Origin of the sequence: Flavobacterium sp. N2270 (assembly GCF_025947225.1) — a bacterium.
Lineage (GTDB): Bacteria > Bacteroidota > Bacteroidia > Flavobacteriales > Flavobacteriaceae > Flavobacterium.
Map to the genome: position 1 here is coordinate 1,374,697 of NZ_CP110005.1, position 16,922 is coordinate 1,391,618.

The window sequence follows — 16,922 nt, forward strand, 5'->3', positions numbered from 1 at the left end:
AAATGAGCATAATTGAAGATATAAAAAGTCAATATAGAACAGGAGGAATTGTTCAAAAACTAATATTTTGGAATATTGGACTTTATTTATTGTCTTTACTTTTCTTCTATAATTTTTCATTTGGTAATTTTAATTTTCCGTCTTGGTTAGCATTGTATTCTAATTCTGATGATTTTATTTTTTCGCCTTGGACATTGTTTAGTTATATGTTTTTGCATGCAGGTTTTTTGCATTTGCTTTTTAACATGATGGTTTTGCATTTTTCAGGTCGATTGTTTGAAACGTATTTTACCCAAAAACAATTATTTGGTTTATATGTTCTTGGTGGAATTTTCTCTGGAATAGTTTTCTTAGTATCATTTTTACTTATTGGAAAATCTTCTGTATTAGTTGGAGCAAGTGGCGCCATAATGGCTTTGTTAATTGCAACTGCAACTTACGCACCTTTTATGCAAATTAGATTAATGCTTATAGGAGTTGTAAAACTTTGGCAAGTTGCTTTTGTGATTGTTTTATTAGATTTAATTCAATTGCCTTTAGATAATAGTGGAGGACATTTAGCACATTTAGCTGGAGCTTTATTTGGCTTTTTATATATTAAAATGTTAAATTCTGGTACAGATGTTTCTAAATTGATATCTTCGATCCAAGAATTTTTTGAAAATTGTTTAAAACCTAAGAAAAAAACGACTTTTAAAAAAGTTCATAAAAATAAATCGAATCCAAGTTCTACATCTTTCACAAAAAAAGAAAAGACAATGGACCAGAAAAAGATTGATGATATTTTGGATAGAATTTCACAATCGGGTTATGATAGTTTAACAAAAGAAGAAAAAGAATTTCTATTTAAAGCAGGTAAATGATGCAACAAGAATCGTGGATAAGTAAAATAGCCTTTTTCTTAAATAAAGTATTAGCTTTGTTAACGTTACTTGCTTATATACTACCTTTTTTGTCACCTAAACTATTTCCTTTTTTAAGCGTTTTAACTTTATCATTACCTTTTTTTCTTTTTTTAAACTTTCTTTTTTTCGTTATATGGTTGCTTCAGTTAAAACGTAAAATATTTCTTTCAGCTTTTGTGCTTTTAATTGGTTTTACTTTTATTAATAAATTTTATAAATTTTCAGAAACTAATATTCAAGATGAAACTACAGATTTTACCTTAATGAGTTTTAATGTACGTTTGTTTAATTTATATGAATGGTTACCCAATAAAGAAGTTCCTGAGCAAATTACAGAAGTTATTCAAAGTTATAATCCAGATATTTTATGTTTACAAGAATATTCTCCAAATGATAAAGTGAGAGTTAGAAATTTTGGTTATAAATACATTAAAGTTGAAGGAGGTAAGAACAAATACGGACAAGCTATTTTTTCTAAATTTGAGATTGTTAATAAAGGTGAAATTAATTTTCCAAACTCAAGTAATAATGTTATTTATGTAGATATAATTAAAAATATTGATACAGTAAGGGTTTATAGCATGCATTTGCAATCTATTAAAATTAGTACAGATATTCATGAAAATATTGATGAAAATAAGTCTAGATTTATTTTTAAAAGAATAAGTAGTGCTTTTAAAGAACAACAATTACAATCGGAATTAATTCAAAAACACTATGAAGAATGTCATTTCCCTAAAATTGTTTGTGGAGATATGAATAATAGCGCTTTTTCTTACGTTTATAGAAATATAAAAGGAAATATGGCAGATGCTTTTGAAAAAGCAGGTTCGGGCTTTGGTGCTTCTTATAATTTTAAATATTATCCCGCTCGAATTGATTATGTTTTTGTAGAAGAAGGAATTGAAGTAAAAGAATTTAAAACCGATAATACGGTTCAGTTAAGTGATCATTTCCCTGTATTTACACGATTAAATTTAGATGTTAAAAATCTTAAATAAGTTGATTTTTCAAATAATCTTTAGCGCATCTTCCTTCATTAAAAAGTAAATCTAAAATACTTAAGTTTGTTAGAAATCCTTCTTTTTCCTCAAAAACTTGTGTGTAACGATCGTTTGTAAAAGTGTCTTTTTTTCCGTTTACTAAATTTCTAAAATCTGTAAATTGATTAGTTTCATGAAAATATTCGGTAGTTTTAGAAAAAGGCAATTCAACTCTTAAACATTCATTTATTATTTCAAAAATTTGAAAATTTAGGTCTAATAAAAAGCTGTGTTTTTTTTCAAAAATTGGTTGAAAATCATATTCTAAAATTTCATAAAAGGGCGAATTTCTATAAGCAGCTTCTAATGATTTAGAATGATTCTTTTGCCAATCAGTGCTGTTGTCTATTTTCACATCTTTATATTTTTGATGTTTTTCGGAAGAATTAACAATAGGAATATTTAATAATTGTAAGCCATTAGGACTATAAATATACATCCTATTGCGATTGCTTTGTTTTTGAAAGTTATCTTCCACTTCAAAAGTAATCGTTTCCGCTTTCATCATTGCCACATAATGGCTAATTGATGGAAAGTAGGTTGGATGTATTAGAATGTTCATTCTTTTAAATGGTTGATTTGTTGCTTTGGTTATTTGTTAATATAAATACTGTAAAAAATTAAATTTTAGATTGTTGGAATTTTCTCAAAGCATTTAATTTGTTCGTTACACTTTCTATTTTTCCTCTTAAGTTTTGATAAGTTTCTTCAGAAATATAATTTAATTCAAAAGCGATAATTAACTGATTTAATACTTCTATTGCAGAACTAAAAGCAATAGTTGTAAAATGCGCTTTGTCCTTATAAGTACTTCTGGCAGATCCTTCAGCAATGTTAGAGCTTATTGAAACAGTAGCTCTTCTTAATTGTGATGTTAGTCCAAATTTTTCATCATCTGGAAAACTTGAAGTTATTTTGTAAATTAATACACAGAAATCTTTAGATTCTTGCCAAACTTCTAGTTTTTCAAATGAATACGTATACATGTTTGTAAACTATAATTTTATCAGATTAACAAATAACCAAATTAACGACTAAACACTTTTCTTCTTCTTTTTCCAAAAATATTCTCCAACAAAATACAAAGCTAATAACCCTAAGAAATATTTAAAGTAAGATTGAGGTTGCCCTTCTCCACTTACTGTTGTAAATAAACGTTCCCATCTTATTTTGTTCATAATTCCTTTTCCACTTGAATTCCAACTCATCCAAATAAAAATAGGTTTACCTACAATATGATCGGCAGGAGTGAAGCCAAAATAACGTGCGTCTAATGAATTATGACGATTATCCCCCATCATCCAATAGTAATCTTGTTTAAAAGTATATGAATTGGCTACTTGACCGTTAATTTTAATTTCATTATCAGAAACTACTAAATCATTACCTTCATATTCACCTATAATTTTGTTGTAAAAAGGTAAATTTTCTTTGGTTAAAGCAACTGTTTTTCCAGCTTCAGGAATATAAATCGGTCCCATGTTATCTTTGTTCCAATTTCTTGTTGTTGAAGGCTTTCCATCACCAAAATCAGGGAAAATTCCATCTTCAGAACCTTTGTTAATTATTCTTTTCACAAGAGTTATCCCAGGAATGTTTTTTAAACGTTCTGCATTGTCAAATGGAAGTGCACTAAATATAATAGTGTCTGGTGCAATTTGGTAGGCGCCATCCGTAATGTTTAATTCGTCTAATAAATATTCAAAATTTATAGCTGTTTTTCCATCTAAAGCTACTTTGTATGAATACTGTGGTCTTGCTCTTTCTGGTAAAATAGATTCTTTTCCATTAATAAATACAATTCCATCAACAATGCTTAAAGTGTCACCAGCAATTGCAGTACATCTTTTTACATAGTTTGTTTTTTTGTCAATTGGTTTACTATATCTTCTATCTGCTGGTTTATACATGTTGTATAATGTATCAGCAGGCCAATTGAAAACTACAATATCATTGCGTTCTATTTTTTGAAAGCCTGGAAATCTAAAATAAGGCAATTGCAATTTGTTTTTCCAAGATGTTTCATCATTGTCATTATATAGATATGATGTTTTATTGATAATCGGTAATGTATCATGAACCATTGGTGCAGCAACAGTTGTCATCGGTGTTCTGGCTCCGTAATGAAATTTACTTACAAATAAGAAATCTCCAATTAATAATGATTTTTCTAATGAAGAAGAAGGAATTGTATAAGGCTGAATAAAATAAGTATGTACAAAAGTTGCTACGACAATTGCAAAAAGTAAAGAGCTTACGGTTTCTGCTCCTTTGTTTACAGGCGTTAAATTTCTATTGTTAATGTAAGTTACATCTTGAGTGTAGTTTACATAGGCTACATAAAAACCTAAAGTAAGTACGCCAAGAATTGTGTCAAGAGTACTGTTTTTTCCAAAACTACGAAGTGTTTCAACCCAAATCACGGGAAACATTATTAAGTTAATAATTGGAATGAAAAGTAATACGGTATACCAAGTAGGGCGATTAATGATTTTCATTAAAACGATTGCATTGTAAACCGGTATAGCAGCTTCCCAAGATTTTCTACCTGCTTTTTCATATAATTTCCAAGTTCCAGCAAAATGAATTACTTGAACTAATACTATTAATAGTAACCAACCTGTTATTGACATGTTCTATTTTTTTATGCTTTATATTAATACTATGATTAGATGCCTAAAACATCTTTCATAGTGAAAACTCCTTTTTTACCTATAATCCATTCTGCAGCTATAACAGAACCTAGTGCAAACCCTTCTCTTGAATGTGCGGTGTGTTTAATTTCTATTTGATCGACTTTTGAATCGTAAAAAACGCTGTGTGTTCCAGGGACATTTTCAATTCGTTTGGCGTCAATATATATACTAGTTTCATCTTTTGTTAAAGACCAATTGATATAATCTGAATTTTTTATAATGTCATTTGCTAATGAAATTGCAGTTCCGCTTGGTGCATCTAATTTTTGAGTATGATGAATTTCTTCCATAGAAACATTATATTGTTTCAAGTTTTGCATCATTTTGGCTAACTGTCTGTTTAATTCGAAGAAAATATTTACTCCTAAACTAAAGTTTGAACCATAAATAAAACTTCCATTTTTCTGATTACATAAATCAACCATTTTTTCATAATCTTCAAGCCAACCTGTTGTTCCAGAAATGACAGGAATGTTTCTATTTAAACATTCTGAAATGTGATTTACCGCGGTAGTTGGAACGCTAAAATCTATTGCAACATCTGCATTTTCAAGTCCTTCGAAACTATCTGCACTTGTTTTTTTAAGAACAATTGTATGACCTCTTTCTAAAGCTATTTGTTCAATAACTTTCCCCATTTTTCCGTAACCTAAAAGTGCAATTTTCATAAATAATTAGTATATTTTTTGATTTTATGTTAGCTAATGAAATGTTAAAAATTTAGAGTCAGCTTTACTCCTGTATTATATCTGTAATCAATTTCATTTTGATTAAATTCAGGAGTTATAGAAAGATTATCATTAACATTAAACTGCATTAAATGTGCGTCAACATTAGCATCAACAATATTTAAAATATAAATAGCTGCAGTTATTAATGCCGATAAGTCTCTGTTTTTCTGATGAAATTTTTGTCCACTAATTAAGCGACTGTCGTCTAATCCACCATAAATAGGATGATTAGGGTCAGATGTTCCATCTAATCTTCTTTTGTATTCATTTCTAAAATCGTGGTATTTTTTGTTGTTCCAAGTGTAAAAATATATTCCAGCACCTAGTCCAACATAAATAACAGGTATTTTCCAATATTTTTTATTGTAAGCTTGTCCCAAACCGGGTAAAATTGCCGAATAAAATCCTGCTTTTGCAGGAGATAAAGGATTTATACTTGTTGGCACAGTTGTAGTGTCTTTTACTTTTAACGAAAGCTCATTTTGAGCATAACTGTTAAGAGTAAAAAAACTTAGTACAATAAATAAAATATACTTTTTCACTAACTATTGATTAGTTTTAAAATTCTATTAAAATCTTCTTCTGAATGAAATGGAATTGTAATTTTTCCTTTTCCATTACTCGCAACATTAACATCTACTTTAGTCCCAAAATAATTTGCAAAAGTTTTTTTATCTTCTTCTTTCAATTCAAAAGCCCCTTTAATTGTAGCTTTAGCTGCTTTTGGTTTTAAGCTTTCTTGGTATTTTTTAACCAATGCCTCAGTATCTCTAACCGATAAGTTTTCAGTTACAACTTTATGGTATATATCGCTTTGTATATCTTGGTCATCAATATTAATTAAAGCTCTACCATGTCCCATAGAAATGAAACCATCTCGCATTCCGGTTTGAATAATTGGATCAAGTTTTAATAAACGCAAGTAATTGGTAATTGTAGAACGTTTTTTTCCTACACGTTCGCTTAACTCTTCTTGGGTAAGATTAATTTCTTCAATTAATCTTTGGTAAGAAATAGCAACTTCAATAGGATCTAAATCATGACGTTGAATGTTTTCAACTAAAGCCATTACTAAAGATTCATTGTCGTTTGCTAAACGAATATAAGCAGGAACTGTTTCAAGTCCTAATAATTTTGAAGCACGCAAACGACGTTCTCCAGAAATTAATTGGTATTTATTAAAATCTAATTTTCTAACTGTTATAGGTTGAATTACACCTAGTTCTTTAATAGAAGTGGCTAATTCTTGTAAAGCTTCTTCATTGAAGTTGCTTCGTGGTTGAAAAGGGTTTAATTCAATTGAATCTAATTCAAGCTCTATAATACTTCCTACAACTTTATCAGCGTCTTTATCTTCAACTGATTTAATATCGTTTGAAGGGTCTTTTAATAAAGCCGATAATCCTCTTCCTAATGCTTGTTTTTTTACCGCTTTTGCCATAAAAATTATTTGTTTTTATTGATGATTTCTTCTGCTAAACTCAAATAATTAGATGCACCTTTGCTAGTTGCGTCATAATTAATAATACTTTCTCCAAAACTTGGAGCTTCGCTTAACTTAATATTTCTTTGAATTACTGTATCAAAAACCATGTCATTAAAATGCTTTTGAACTTCTTCAACAACTTGGTTGGATAATCTTAAACGAGAATCATACATAGTTAGTAATAAACCTTCAATGTCTAATTCTGGATTGTGAATTTTTTGAACACTTTTAATAGTATTTAAAAGTTTTCCTAAACCTTCCAATGCAAAGTATTCACACTGAATAGGAATAACAACACTATCAGCGGCAGTAAGCGCATTTAGTGTTAGTAAGCCTAATGATGGAGCACAATCTATAATGATATAATCATAATCGTCTTTAATTGATTCTAATGCCTTTTTCAGCATGTACTCACGATTTTCTTTATCTACAAGTTCAATTTCAATGGCTACTAAATCAATATGAGCTGGAATAACATCAACATTAGGTGCCGAACAAGTCATAACCGCTTCTTTTGGGTATTACTATGCTCCAAAACTTGGTAACTTCCTATTTCTACACTTTCAACATCTATACCAAGACCTGAACTAGCATTTGCTTGAGGGTCTGCATCAATTAAGAGCACTTTTTTTTCTAATACACCTAGTGATGCCGCAAGATTCACAGAAGTTGTAGTCTTTCCTACACCACCTTTTTGATTCGCAATTGCTATAATTTTACCCATTTGATTTTTTAAATTTTCGAATGGTAAAAATACAATTATTTATGGTTTATTCAAGTCTTATTTATTAACAAAACAAAATATGATTTTTTTGAACATCTTCATTAATTCGTATTATTTTAATTATGAATTGTACTTTTGTAACAAATCGTTTGAAATGAATATTATAATCATAACACCAATGGAAATTGAACGCCAAAAAGCGTTAATTGCCATAAATAAAATATCAAATTCTAAACATAATTACCAAGTTTTTACTTCTGGAATTGGCCGTGAAAGCATGGCTAAAACCATGATGCATTTACCAGATTCTGATTGTGTAGTGTTGCTTGGTTTTGCTGCAATAGTGGGTAAAGAAGTAGAATTGCCGAAGAATTTAGGATTTGGAAATCCAATAGAAATTACAACGGCTTCTTTGTATGGTTATGAAGGTGGTTTGTTTGAAAACGGAAAACCAATTGAAACAGAAGCGAAACTTAATTTGCCAGTACTTTCTTCATTGACTTCTGACAAATTTGTGAGAACAACCAATTTAAAAATTAAAACCGTTGTAAACATGGAAGATTACACGTTCATGTTCTTAAAAAGACCTCAAGATTTTATTATTAGAATTATTTCTGACTTTTTACCGCACGAAACTGAAATCGATTTTTTCGAGCATGTAAAACAAATCAATTTTCTACCTGCCATTCAAGCAATTGAAACGGTTTAGTTTTTTTAGGAGCACAAAAGTATAAGTAAAACAACAATTGTCCCGCTATTCGCGCTACACGGTAGCTTGCTTCTATCGGGGCTAAAAAAGACGTTCTTCTATTACAAGACAAACCTAGTAATAAAAAAACACGAATAGATTTCGTGTTTTTTTATTTAATCTCGCTTTGGCGAATTTTTCTTATCTCGTTTTTCTGCTTTTTTTTCTTTAGCAGTTTTTAAAGGTTCTTTTTTAGCCGTTTTCTTTGCGTCTTGACTTTTTGCCATAATTTCTATGTTTTAAGTAAAGATAGCTTAAATAAAACAATTAAATTTGATTTAATTTTTCTGCTGCAGCAATTAAGGTTTCATCTGTTTTTGCAAAACAAAAACGCAACATTTGTCTGTCAGTAGCATCGTTATAAAACACCGAAATTGGTATCGAAGCTACTCCGTGTTTTGTAATCAATTCTTTGGCAAAATCAACATCGTTTGCATTTGAAATTTTATTGTAATTTACTACTTGAAAGTACGTTCCATCGCAAGGCATTAATTCAAAGCGACTGTTTTTTAATAAACTTTGGAACAAATCGCGTTTTGCTTTATACATTTTAGCAACTTCACTAAAATCAACTACATCTAAATATTCGGCAATTGCATTTTGTGAAAAACTATTCACGCTAAATACTAAAAATTGGTGCACTTTTTTCATTTCATACATTAGTTTTTCAGGAGCAATTAAGTAGCCTACTTTCCAGCCTGTAACGTGTAACGATTTTCCAAAAGAAGAAGCTACAATTGTTCGCTCTATTAATTTTGGTCGTGTATTAAATGAAATATGTGGATGTGAAAACGAAATATATTCGTACACTTCATCGCTTAAAATTAAAATTTGCAGATACTTTTCTAAAATGGCTTCTAAATTTTCAATTTCGCTTTCTGTCCAAATTCTACCAGTTGGATTGTGCGGATTATTAATTACAATCAGCTTTGTTTTTAAAGTAATTGCATCTTCAATAGTATTAAAATTGGGCGAATAATCATGATTTAATGAAACTCGAACAGGTTTTCCGCCAGCGACTAAAACAGAAGGTTCATAACTGTCGTAACTTGGGTCTAAAATCAACACTTCGTCACCAGCAGTTACAAATGTGTTAATTGTAGTAAAAACACCTTGCGTAGCGCCAGCAGTGATAAGCATTTCGGTACCAATATTCACTTTTCGCTGATAATTTTTCTCTGTAAGTAATGCAATTTTCTCCATCAACGAAGGTAAACCTGCCATTGGCGTATATTGATGAATGTTTTCTCTTATTAATCGTTCAGATATTTGTAATAATCGTTCATCCACTGGAAAATTTGGAAATCCTTGCGATAAATTAATAGCTCCGTGTTCGTTTGCTAATTGCGACATTACAGAGAATATGCTGGTTGTTACTTTGGGTAATTTTGACATTTTTATACTTTTTTAACTACATAAGTTACAATTCCCCAAATGATTAGGTCATTGTCTTCGGTTACTTTTATGGATTTAAATTTTGGGTTTTCTGGTTGTAAATAAATACAATCTTCTTCTATTTTAATACGTTTAATGGTGAAATCGCCATCAATAAAACAAACCGCAATTTTATTATCTGTTGGTTCAATACTTCGATCAATTACTAAAATATCGCCATCATCTATTCCAGCACCAATCATTGAATTTCCATTTGCTTTGGCATAAAATGTGGCGGTTTCATTTTTTACAACGAGTTGGTCAATGCTTATTTTTGTTTCGTCAAAATCAGCAGCGGGCGATGGAAAACCTGCTTTTATTCCATCAGCGATAAAAGGAATTTCTTTTGCGTTTTCCGTATCAGGAATAAAAAAAGTAAGTTCGGGTTTTAGTGACATTTTATTTCAAGTAATTCTTTACTATTAGTAGTGTATCTTTTCGATAAATGATTTTGTTTCATTTTCCAAGTTTTATTTAGGTCTTGGTTACCTAATCTAATTTTGCGTTCGCCTGTTTTTTTACGAATGGTATCCATCACTTTCATCAACTTCTCGTGTTTTGGATTTTCTTCTTCAAACAAGTGAAACTGTTTTTCTTCTTGCGGAATAATTTCGGTTAAAATTATTCCGGCTTTATTGTAAATTTCACCTTCTTCAAACACATTTTTCAACATCTTAATAGCCGTTTGACTCAATGTTAATGCCGATTGGCTTGCAAAAGGTAAATGTGTAAATGTTGTATAATTATAACGATTACTACTGGTTTGGTATTGATTTTTTCGAATATATAAAACAATTCCGTAACAACACGAATTTTGCTTTCGTAATTTTTCAGAAGCCACTGTAGCAAAAGTAGAAACGCGTTCTTTCATTTCTTCAAACGTACTTACCGATTTTTCAAAGGTTCGTGTAACCGCAATACTTTTTTTGGCAGAAGGTTGTTCGTCTAATTGCAAAACCGATTTTCCTTGCAGTTCCATTTGTAAGCGCAAACCTAAAACACCCATGCAATTTTTTATAAAAGCGGTGTTGTGCGCTAATGTAAAATCATAAGCCGTGTGAATGTTTTTTGCTTTCATTTTTTTTGACAAACGAAAACCAATTCCCCAAACATCTTCAATTTTGGTCCATTTTAAGGCTTTAGTTCTTTTTTCATCGGTGTCAATTACATAAACTCCGGCAGTGCGTTCTTTGAATTTTTTAGCAATTCTATTGGCAATTTTAGACAATGCTTTTGTTTCGCCAAAACCAACACAAACGGGAATTCCTATCCATTTTTGAATGCGTTTTTTTATTTGAATACCATAATCATTATAATCGTCTATTTTTACCTTTTTAAAGTTTAGAAAAGCTTCATCAATGCTGTAATTTTCAATATCTGGTGTAAAATCTTGAAGCGTTTTCATAACGCGATTACTCAAGTCGCCATACAACGCATAATTGGAAGAAAAAACTTTTATATTATGTTGTTTGATGAGGTCTTTGTATTGGAATTCAGGTGCTCCCATAGGAATGCCAAGCGCTTTTGCTTCCTCGCTTCTCGAAATAACACAACCGTCGTTATTAGAAAGGACAACTACTGGTTTGTTTTGTAATTGAGGTTGAAAAACACGCTCACAAGACACGTAAAAGTTATTACAATCGACTAATGCAAACATACTGCAAAGATAAAATATAATTTGCTTGGTCTTTTTGAGGTTGGGATTTAATTGTGAACAAAAGTAAACACCTGACAGGTTTCAAAAACCTGTCAGGTGTTTATTTGTTATGCTCCAAGTATGGTATCTATAGCGAGGCAACCATTTTTTACTTGATGTGCATATTTAAAATTTTCAGCACCTCCAAAAAGTTCTAAAATTTCATTTCTTTTGATTTTAGTTGGTTTACTAGACAGACAGCTTAAATAAGAACTCCATGGATATTCTAACGGATGATCGCAAATATTGTGGTGAACCGGATTGTTATGTATGTAAGCCACTACATTTTGAAAATAGTTGTCAAAATTTATTTGTTTCCTTCTAAAAGGTCTTTCAAATAATGCTCCATGACGATTATAGCTTTTGTTAAATGCTTTAGTATATGCATTAAATAAGTTTGAAAAGGATTGTGATGGTGAAATTTTCTTATCGTTTCTTATTTCATCAATACTTTTTATTCTGACAAGAAAGTGGAAATGATTTTTCATTAAGCACCAAGCATAGGTTTCAGCTATAGGATTAATGTGTCTTTCGTAAAGTTGAAGGAAATATTCATAGTTTTTATTTTCTTTAAAAAGAATATCACTATTAATTCCACGGTTGTAAATATGATAGTAACTACCATGCTCTAAGGCTTGTATCATTTTTATTGGCTTATAAATATAAAGCCAAATATATAAAATTTTTTCATACACCTGACAGGTTTTTGAAAACCTGTCAGGTGTATTTTTGTGGTTAATCTTCTAATAAAACCTCTAAAATAGTAATGGCAGCTTCACTAATTTTGGTTCCTGGACCAAAAACGGCAACTGCGCCAGCATCGAAAAGGAATTGGTAATCTTGCGATGGAATAACACCACCAACAATAACCATAATATCTTCTCTTCCGTATTTTTTTAATTCTTCAATTACTTGAGGAACCAATGTTTTGTGTCCGGCTGCTAATGAAGAAACGCCTAAAATGTGCACGTCGTTTTCCACAGCTTGTTTTGCTGCTTCAGCAGGCGTTTGAAATAACGGACCAATATCTACGTCAAATCCAACATCGGCATAACCTGTTGCTACTACTTTGGCTCCACGATCATGTCCGTCTTGCCCCATTTTAGCAATCATAATACGAGGACGACGACCATCTTTCTTCGCGAAAGCGTCGGCTAATTGTTTTGCTTTTTCAAAACTTTCATCGTTTTTAATTTCTTTACTGTACACGCCGCTAAAACTTCTAATTTGTGCTTTATATCTTCCGAATACTTCTTCTAAAGCATCGCTAATTTCACCTAAAGTTGCTCTGTTTCGAGCTGCTTCTACTGCTAAAGATAGTAAATTATCCTTACCTGTTTTTGCAGCTTCTGTTAATTTAGCTAACGAAGCTTTTACTTTTTCGGTATTTCTTTCACTTTTAATTTTTGCCAATAACTCTAATTGTTGCTTGCGCACCATTTGATTGTCTACATCCAAAATATGCAATGGATCTTCTTTTTCTAAACGGTATTTGTTTACACCCACAATAATATCTTGTGTACTGTCAATACGCGCTTGTTTACGCGCAGCAGCTTCTTCAATACGTAATTTGGGAATACCAGCATCAATTGCTTTGGTCATTCCGCCAAGTGCTTCTACTTCTTCAATTAAAGCCCAAGCTTTCTCTGCAATTTCGGCAGTTAAACTTTCTACATAATAACTTCCTGCCCAAGGATCAACCGTTTTTGTAATCTTAGTTTCTTCTTGCAAGAAAATTTGTGTGTTACGAGCAATACGCGCCGAAAAATCGGTTGGTAAAGCAATCGCTTCATCCAATGCATTTGTGTGTAACGATTGTGTTCCACCAAAAGCCGCCGCCGCCGCTTCAATTGTTGTTCTCGCTACATTATTGAAAGGATCTTGTTCGGTTAAACTCCAACCTGAAGTTTGACAATGTGTTCTTAAGGCTAAGGATTTATCGTCTTTTGGATTAAATTGACTCACTAATTTTGCCCAAATCATTCTACCAGCACGCATTTTAGCGATTTCCATAAAATGATTCATTCCAATTGCCCAGAAAAACGAAAGACGAGGAGCAAATGTATCAATATCCATTCCGGCAGCTAAACCGGTACGAATGTACTCTAAACCGTCTGCTAAAGTATAGGCCAATTCAATATCGGCAGTTGCACCAGCTTCTTGCATGTGGTAACCCGAAATTGAAATAGAGTTGAATTTTGGCATGTTTTTACTCGTATATTCGAAAATATCGGCAATAATTTTCATAGAAGGAGTAGGAGGATAGATGTACGTGTTTCTAACCATAAACTCCTTTAAAATATCATTTTGTATGGTTCCAGAAAGTAATTTTGGATCGACACCTTGTTCTTCTGCTGCGACTATATAAAAAGCCATAATAGGTAAAACGGCACCGTTCATGGTCATTGAAACCGACATTTCTCCTAATGGAATTTGATCGAAAAGAATTTTCATATCTTCTACAGAATCAATGGCAACACCTGCTTTTCCAACATCACCTACAACGCGTTCATGATCTGAATCGTAGCCTCTGTGAGTTGCTAAGTCAAATGCAACAGAAAGTCCTTTTTGCCCAGCGGCTAAATTTCTTCTGTAAAAAGCATTACTTTCTTCTGCGGTTGAAAATCCTGCATATTGACGAACTGTCCATGGACGACGAACGTACATTGTAGAGTAGGGTCCACGTAAATTAGGTGCAAAACCTGCAGCAAAACCAATATGCTCTAAGTTTTCTATATCTTCTTTAGAGTAGTTTGATTTTACTTCAATTCCTTCAGCAGTTAGAAAGTTTTGTTGCATCTCGTCTCCGCTCGATGTGACAACTTCTGACTTCTGACTTCTAACTTCTAACTTTAAATGTTGTATGTCTTTTCTCATGGCTTATTCTTCTTGAGATAAACGTTCTTGTTCTATCTTTTCGGCTAAACGTTTTTCGATAATAGGCGTAATTAACGTTTTTCGAGGATTGGTTTTTACAAAAGGGAACAATTCTAAATCGTGTTTCATTTTGTCGTTTTTGTTAGGATATTTATTGGTTCCTAGTAAAACTTCTTTTCCAGAATCAAACAATTCTTGCTCTTTTTGAGCACTTTCGTTAATTTTTCGTTGTATTGTTCCTTCAATTAATAAAGTGATTAAACCCCCTTTTGATTCAATCTTCTTAAATAAGTCTAATGCTTTTTCAGCTAATTGATTGGTAAGTATTTCAATATAATAAGCTCCATCTGCCGGATTATCTACTTTATCGAAATAACTTTCGTTTTTTAATACTAACAATTGGTTGCGAGAAATTCTGTCACCAAATTCATTTGTTTTATGATACAAAACATCATAAGGCAAGTTAGAAATAGTATTTGCTCCTCCTAAAATGGCACTCATGCATTCAGTTGTAGTTCGCAACATGTTTACGTTATAATCGTAAAGTGTTTTATTTCTTTTCGTTGGAGTTGCTACAATATGGCAATCGAAATTATGATTATATTCGGTAGCTAAAGTGTTGAATAATATACGTAAAGCTCTTAGTTTGGCAATTTCGAAGAAATAATTAGTTCCTACAGCTACTTCTATAGTGATAGGTTTTTTTATTTCTTTTATTCGGTTGAAATATTCGTTAACGTGTGCTAGTGTATATGCTAATTGTTGCGTCATATTTGCACCAGCGTTTTGGTAGATATTCGAATGAATAGAAATACTTGAAGCTACATTTAAATCGTTAATTTTATTTAAGATTTCAAAGTCTTGATCTAAATTTTTAAACCAATTTCCATCTTTTGCTAATTGGCCAATTGGATCTGTTTGAAGAAATACTGTTGCGTTTTTCTCTTTTGAAAAGTTAGCTATTTTTTGAATAAAACCTAATGAAAGAAACTTTAAATCGAAAAAGTAAGAAGTGTTTTTATTTGGTAAATTATTCATTAAGTCTTCTATACTAATGTTCTCATTTTCTATTGTAAAACGAATAGATTCTGCACCTCTTTCAATAGCATTTTTTGCTTTTTTATTTGATTTTTCAACATCAAAAACAAAAATGTCCTGTAAAATTTTAAAGTTTGATACGTTAGTTTTTATATTGATTGTGTTTTCCAATTCATCTTGATGGTAAAAAGGCTTAACTTTTATTCCTTCAAGACTTTCCCAAACTAACGTATCATTATAGTCGGCTCCTTTTAATTCAAATTGAATTTTTTGTTTCCATTCTTTCGAAGAAACAGCTTCAAATTCATTAAATAATTGGTTTTTATTATCTAGCACGGGTTTACAATTTTAGTATTAAAATTAGTTGCTTTTCGTTTCTTGGTCTTCTTCAAATTCAATAAGATAAATATCTTCATTTTCGCGTTTCATAAAATATTTTTCACGAGCATATTTTTCAATTTGATCACTGTTTTTAAGATGTTTAATCTTTAAACTGTCTTTTTTAATTTCATTAATATAATATTGCTTATTGGTTTCTAATTCATCGATTTCTTTATCTAAAATTCTATGTTCTAAATATGAGTAGTTATCAAGAAAAATCATCCAAACAGAAAATAATACCAAGACTAAAATGTATCTATTGCCTAGAAATTTTAGAAAAGGGAATTTAGTTAAAATATTTTGAAATCGTTTTTTCAATTACACTAATCTTTGGTTAATTACTGCTCTAACTACATCAATAGCAACAGTATTGTATTTATCATTTGGAATTATGATATCGGCATATGCTTTTGTAGGTTCAATAAATTGCTGATGCATAGGCTTTAAAGTGTTTTGATAACGACCTAAAACCTCTTCCATATCTCTACCTCTTTCTGCTATATCTCTTTTTAATCTTCTTATTAAACGTTCGTCAGAATCTGCATGAACAAACACTTTAATGTCGAACATATCTCTTAATTCAGGATTGGTAAGGATTAAAATTCCTTCAACAATCATTACCTTTCTAGGATGAGTAATGATGCAATCATCAGTTCTATCATGAGTTACAAAAGAGTAAACGGGCTGTTCAATAGTTTTACCTGCTTTTAAATCTTTTAAATGCGCTACTAATAAATCAAAATCAATAGCTCTAGGATGGTCAAAATTTATTTTTGTACGTTCTTCGTAACTTAAATGATGTGTTTCTTTATAGTAAGAGTCTTGAGATATAATTCCTACTTCCGTTGCGGGTAATTCGTTCATAATTTGGTGAACTACTGTTGTTTTTCCACTTCCAGTACCTCCGGCAATTCCAATGATTAACATAGTTGTATTATTTTTGACAAATTTAATCATTTTGTATTTAATTATGGATGATATTTTTTTCTAAAAAAAACAACTTAATAATTTGTAGATGTAATTTATAGCAGTATATTTGCACTCGCTAATACGGGGTGTAGCGTAGCCCGGTTATCGCGCCTGCTTTGGGAGCAGGAGGTCGCAGGTTCGAATCCTGCCACCCCGACAAAAGTCTTGCATTAATTTGTAAGACTTTTTCTTTT

17 protein-coding genes, 1 tRNA gene and 1 pseudogene are annotated in these 16,922 nt (G+C 31.1%); 4 read left to right on the forward strand and 15 right to left on the reverse strand.

Annotated features, from left to right (window positions below):
- The first annotated feature begins 2 nt into the window (after positions 1-2).
- On the forward strand, positions 3-863 hold the full coding sequence (locus OLM55_RS06295) for a rhomboid family protein (protein ID WP_264560558.1): 861 nt from the start codon (positions 3-5) through the stop codon (positions 861-863).
- Positions 863-1,906, forward strand: coding sequence for an endonuclease/exonuclease/phosphatase family protein (locus tag OLM55_RS06300; RefSeq protein ID WP_264560602.1), 1,044 nt, complete (start codon positions 863-865; stop codon positions 1,904-1,906). Before OLM55_RS06295 ends, OLM55_RS06300 begins: the two co-directional genes overlap by 1 nt.
- Here the strand turns inward: OLM55_RS06300 and OLM55_RS06305 are convergent.
- The 7 genes and pseudogenes from OLM55_RS06305 to OLM55_RS06335 form a co-directional block, all read right to left on the reverse strand.
- A complete protein-coding gene (locus tag OLM55_RS06305) occupies positions 1,899-2,510 on the reverse strand; it encodes a WbqC family protein (RefSeq protein WP_264560559.1) in 612 nt (203 codons plus the stop codon). The two genes, OLM55_RS06300 and OLM55_RS06305, sit on opposite strands and share 8 nt — an antisense overlap.
- 58 nt (positions 2,511-2,568) lie before the next feature.
- Positions 2,569-2,934, reverse strand: coding sequence for a four helix bundle protein (locus OLM55_RS06310; protein ID WP_264560560.1), 366 nt, complete (start codon positions 2,932-2,934; stop codon positions 2,569-2,571).
- Between the two features lie 48 nt (positions 2,935-2,982).
- Complete coding sequence (gene lepB / locus OLM55_RS06315; protein WP_264560561.1) at positions 2,983-4,581, reverse strand: signal peptidase I; 1,599 nt, start codon at positions 4,579-4,581, stop codon at positions 2,983-2,985.
- A gap of 35 nt (positions 4,582-4,616) precedes the next feature.
- Positions 4,617-5,312: a 4-hydroxy-tetrahydrodipicolinate reductase gene (gene dapB, locus OLM55_RS06320; protein ID WP_264560562.1), complete on the reverse strand. Its 696-nt coding sequence runs from the start codon at positions 5,310-5,312 to the stop codon at positions 4,617-4,619.
- A 44-nt stretch (positions 5,313-5,356) separates the two neighbouring features.
- Positions 5,357-5,917 (reverse strand): DUF5683 domain-containing protein, encoded by a 561-nt coding sequence (locus tag OLM55_RS06325; protein ID WP_319800107.1) that lies wholly within the window; start codon positions 5,915-5,917, stop codon positions 5,357-5,359.
- Positions 5,917-6,816: a ParB/RepB/Spo0J family partition protein gene (locus OLM55_RS06330; protein ID WP_264560563.1), complete on the reverse strand. Its 900-nt coding sequence runs from the start codon at positions 6,814-6,816 to the stop codon at positions 5,917-5,919. The genes OLM55_RS06325 and OLM55_RS06330 overlap by 1 nt, the downstream gene beginning before the upstream one ends.
- Before the next feature lie 5 nt (positions 6,817-6,821).
- Positions 6,822-7,585 (reverse strand): annotated as a pseudogene (locus OLM55_RS06335) (ParA family protein).
- 154 nt (positions 7,586-7,739) lie between these two features.
- Between OLM55_RS06335 and OLM55_RS06340 the strand changes: the two are divergent.
- Positions 7,740-8,294, forward strand: coding sequence for a hypothetical protein (locus OLM55_RS06340; protein ID WP_264560564.1), 555 nt, complete (start codon positions 7,740-7,742; stop codon positions 8,292-8,294).
- A gap of 306 nt (positions 8,295-8,600) precedes the next feature.
- On the opposite strand, the gene OLM55_RS06345 is transcribed toward OLM55_RS06340, so the two are convergent.
- From OLM55_RS06345 to udk, 8 genes are all read right to left on the reverse strand, one after another.
- Positions 8,601-9,728, reverse strand: coding sequence for a methionine aminotransferase (locus OLM55_RS06345; RefSeq protein ID WP_264560565.1), 1,128 nt, complete (start codon positions 9,726-9,728; stop codon positions 8,601-8,603).
- Between the two features lie 2 nt (positions 9,729-9,730).
- Positions 9,731-10,165: a LexA family protein gene (locus OLM55_RS06350; protein ID WP_264560566.1), complete on the reverse strand. Its 435-nt coding sequence runs from the start codon at positions 10,163-10,165 to the stop codon at positions 9,731-9,733.
- On the reverse strand, positions 10,156-11,424 hold the full coding sequence (locus OLM55_RS06355; protein ID WP_264560567.1) for a Y-family DNA polymerase: 1,269 nt from the start codon (positions 11,422-11,424) through the stop codon (positions 10,156-10,158). Before OLM55_RS06355 ends, OLM55_RS06350 begins: the two co-directional genes overlap by 10 nt.
- A 107-nt stretch (positions 11,425-11,531) precedes the next feature.
- Positions 11,532-12,107, reverse strand: coding sequence for a transposase (locus OLM55_RS06360; protein WP_264560568.1), 576 nt, complete (start codon positions 12,105-12,107; stop codon positions 11,532-11,534).
- A gap of 91 nt (positions 12,108-12,198) precedes the next feature.
- Positions 12,199-14,340 (reverse strand): methylmalonyl-CoA mutase, encoded by a 2,142-nt coding sequence (scpA, locus tag OLM55_RS06365; RefSeq protein ID WP_264560569.1) that lies wholly within the window; start codon positions 14,338-14,340, stop codon positions 12,199-12,201.
- 3 nt (positions 14,341-14,343) lie between these two features.
- Complete coding sequence (locus OLM55_RS06370; RefSeq protein ID WP_264560570.1) at positions 14,344-15,714, reverse strand: methylmalonyl-CoA mutase subunit beta; 1,371 nt, start codon at positions 15,712-15,714, stop codon at positions 14,344-14,346.
- 24 nt (positions 15,715-15,738) lie between these two features.
- On the reverse strand, positions 15,739-16,077 hold the full coding sequence (locus OLM55_RS06375; RefSeq protein ID WP_264560571.1) for an FtsB family cell division protein: 339 nt from the start codon (positions 16,075-16,077) through the stop codon (positions 15,739-15,741).
- Entirely contained in the window at positions 16,078-16,686 is a 609-nt protein-coding gene (udk, locus tag OLM55_RS06380; protein WP_264560604.1) for a uridine kinase, read from the reverse strand.
- 124 nt (positions 16,687-16,810) lie between these two features.
- On the opposite strand from udk, the gene OLM55_RS06385 reads away from it, so the two are divergent.
- A tRNA-Pro gene (locus OLM55_RS06385) sits at positions 16,811-16,885 on the forward strand.
- Positions 16,886-16,922 lie beyond the last annotated feature (37 nt).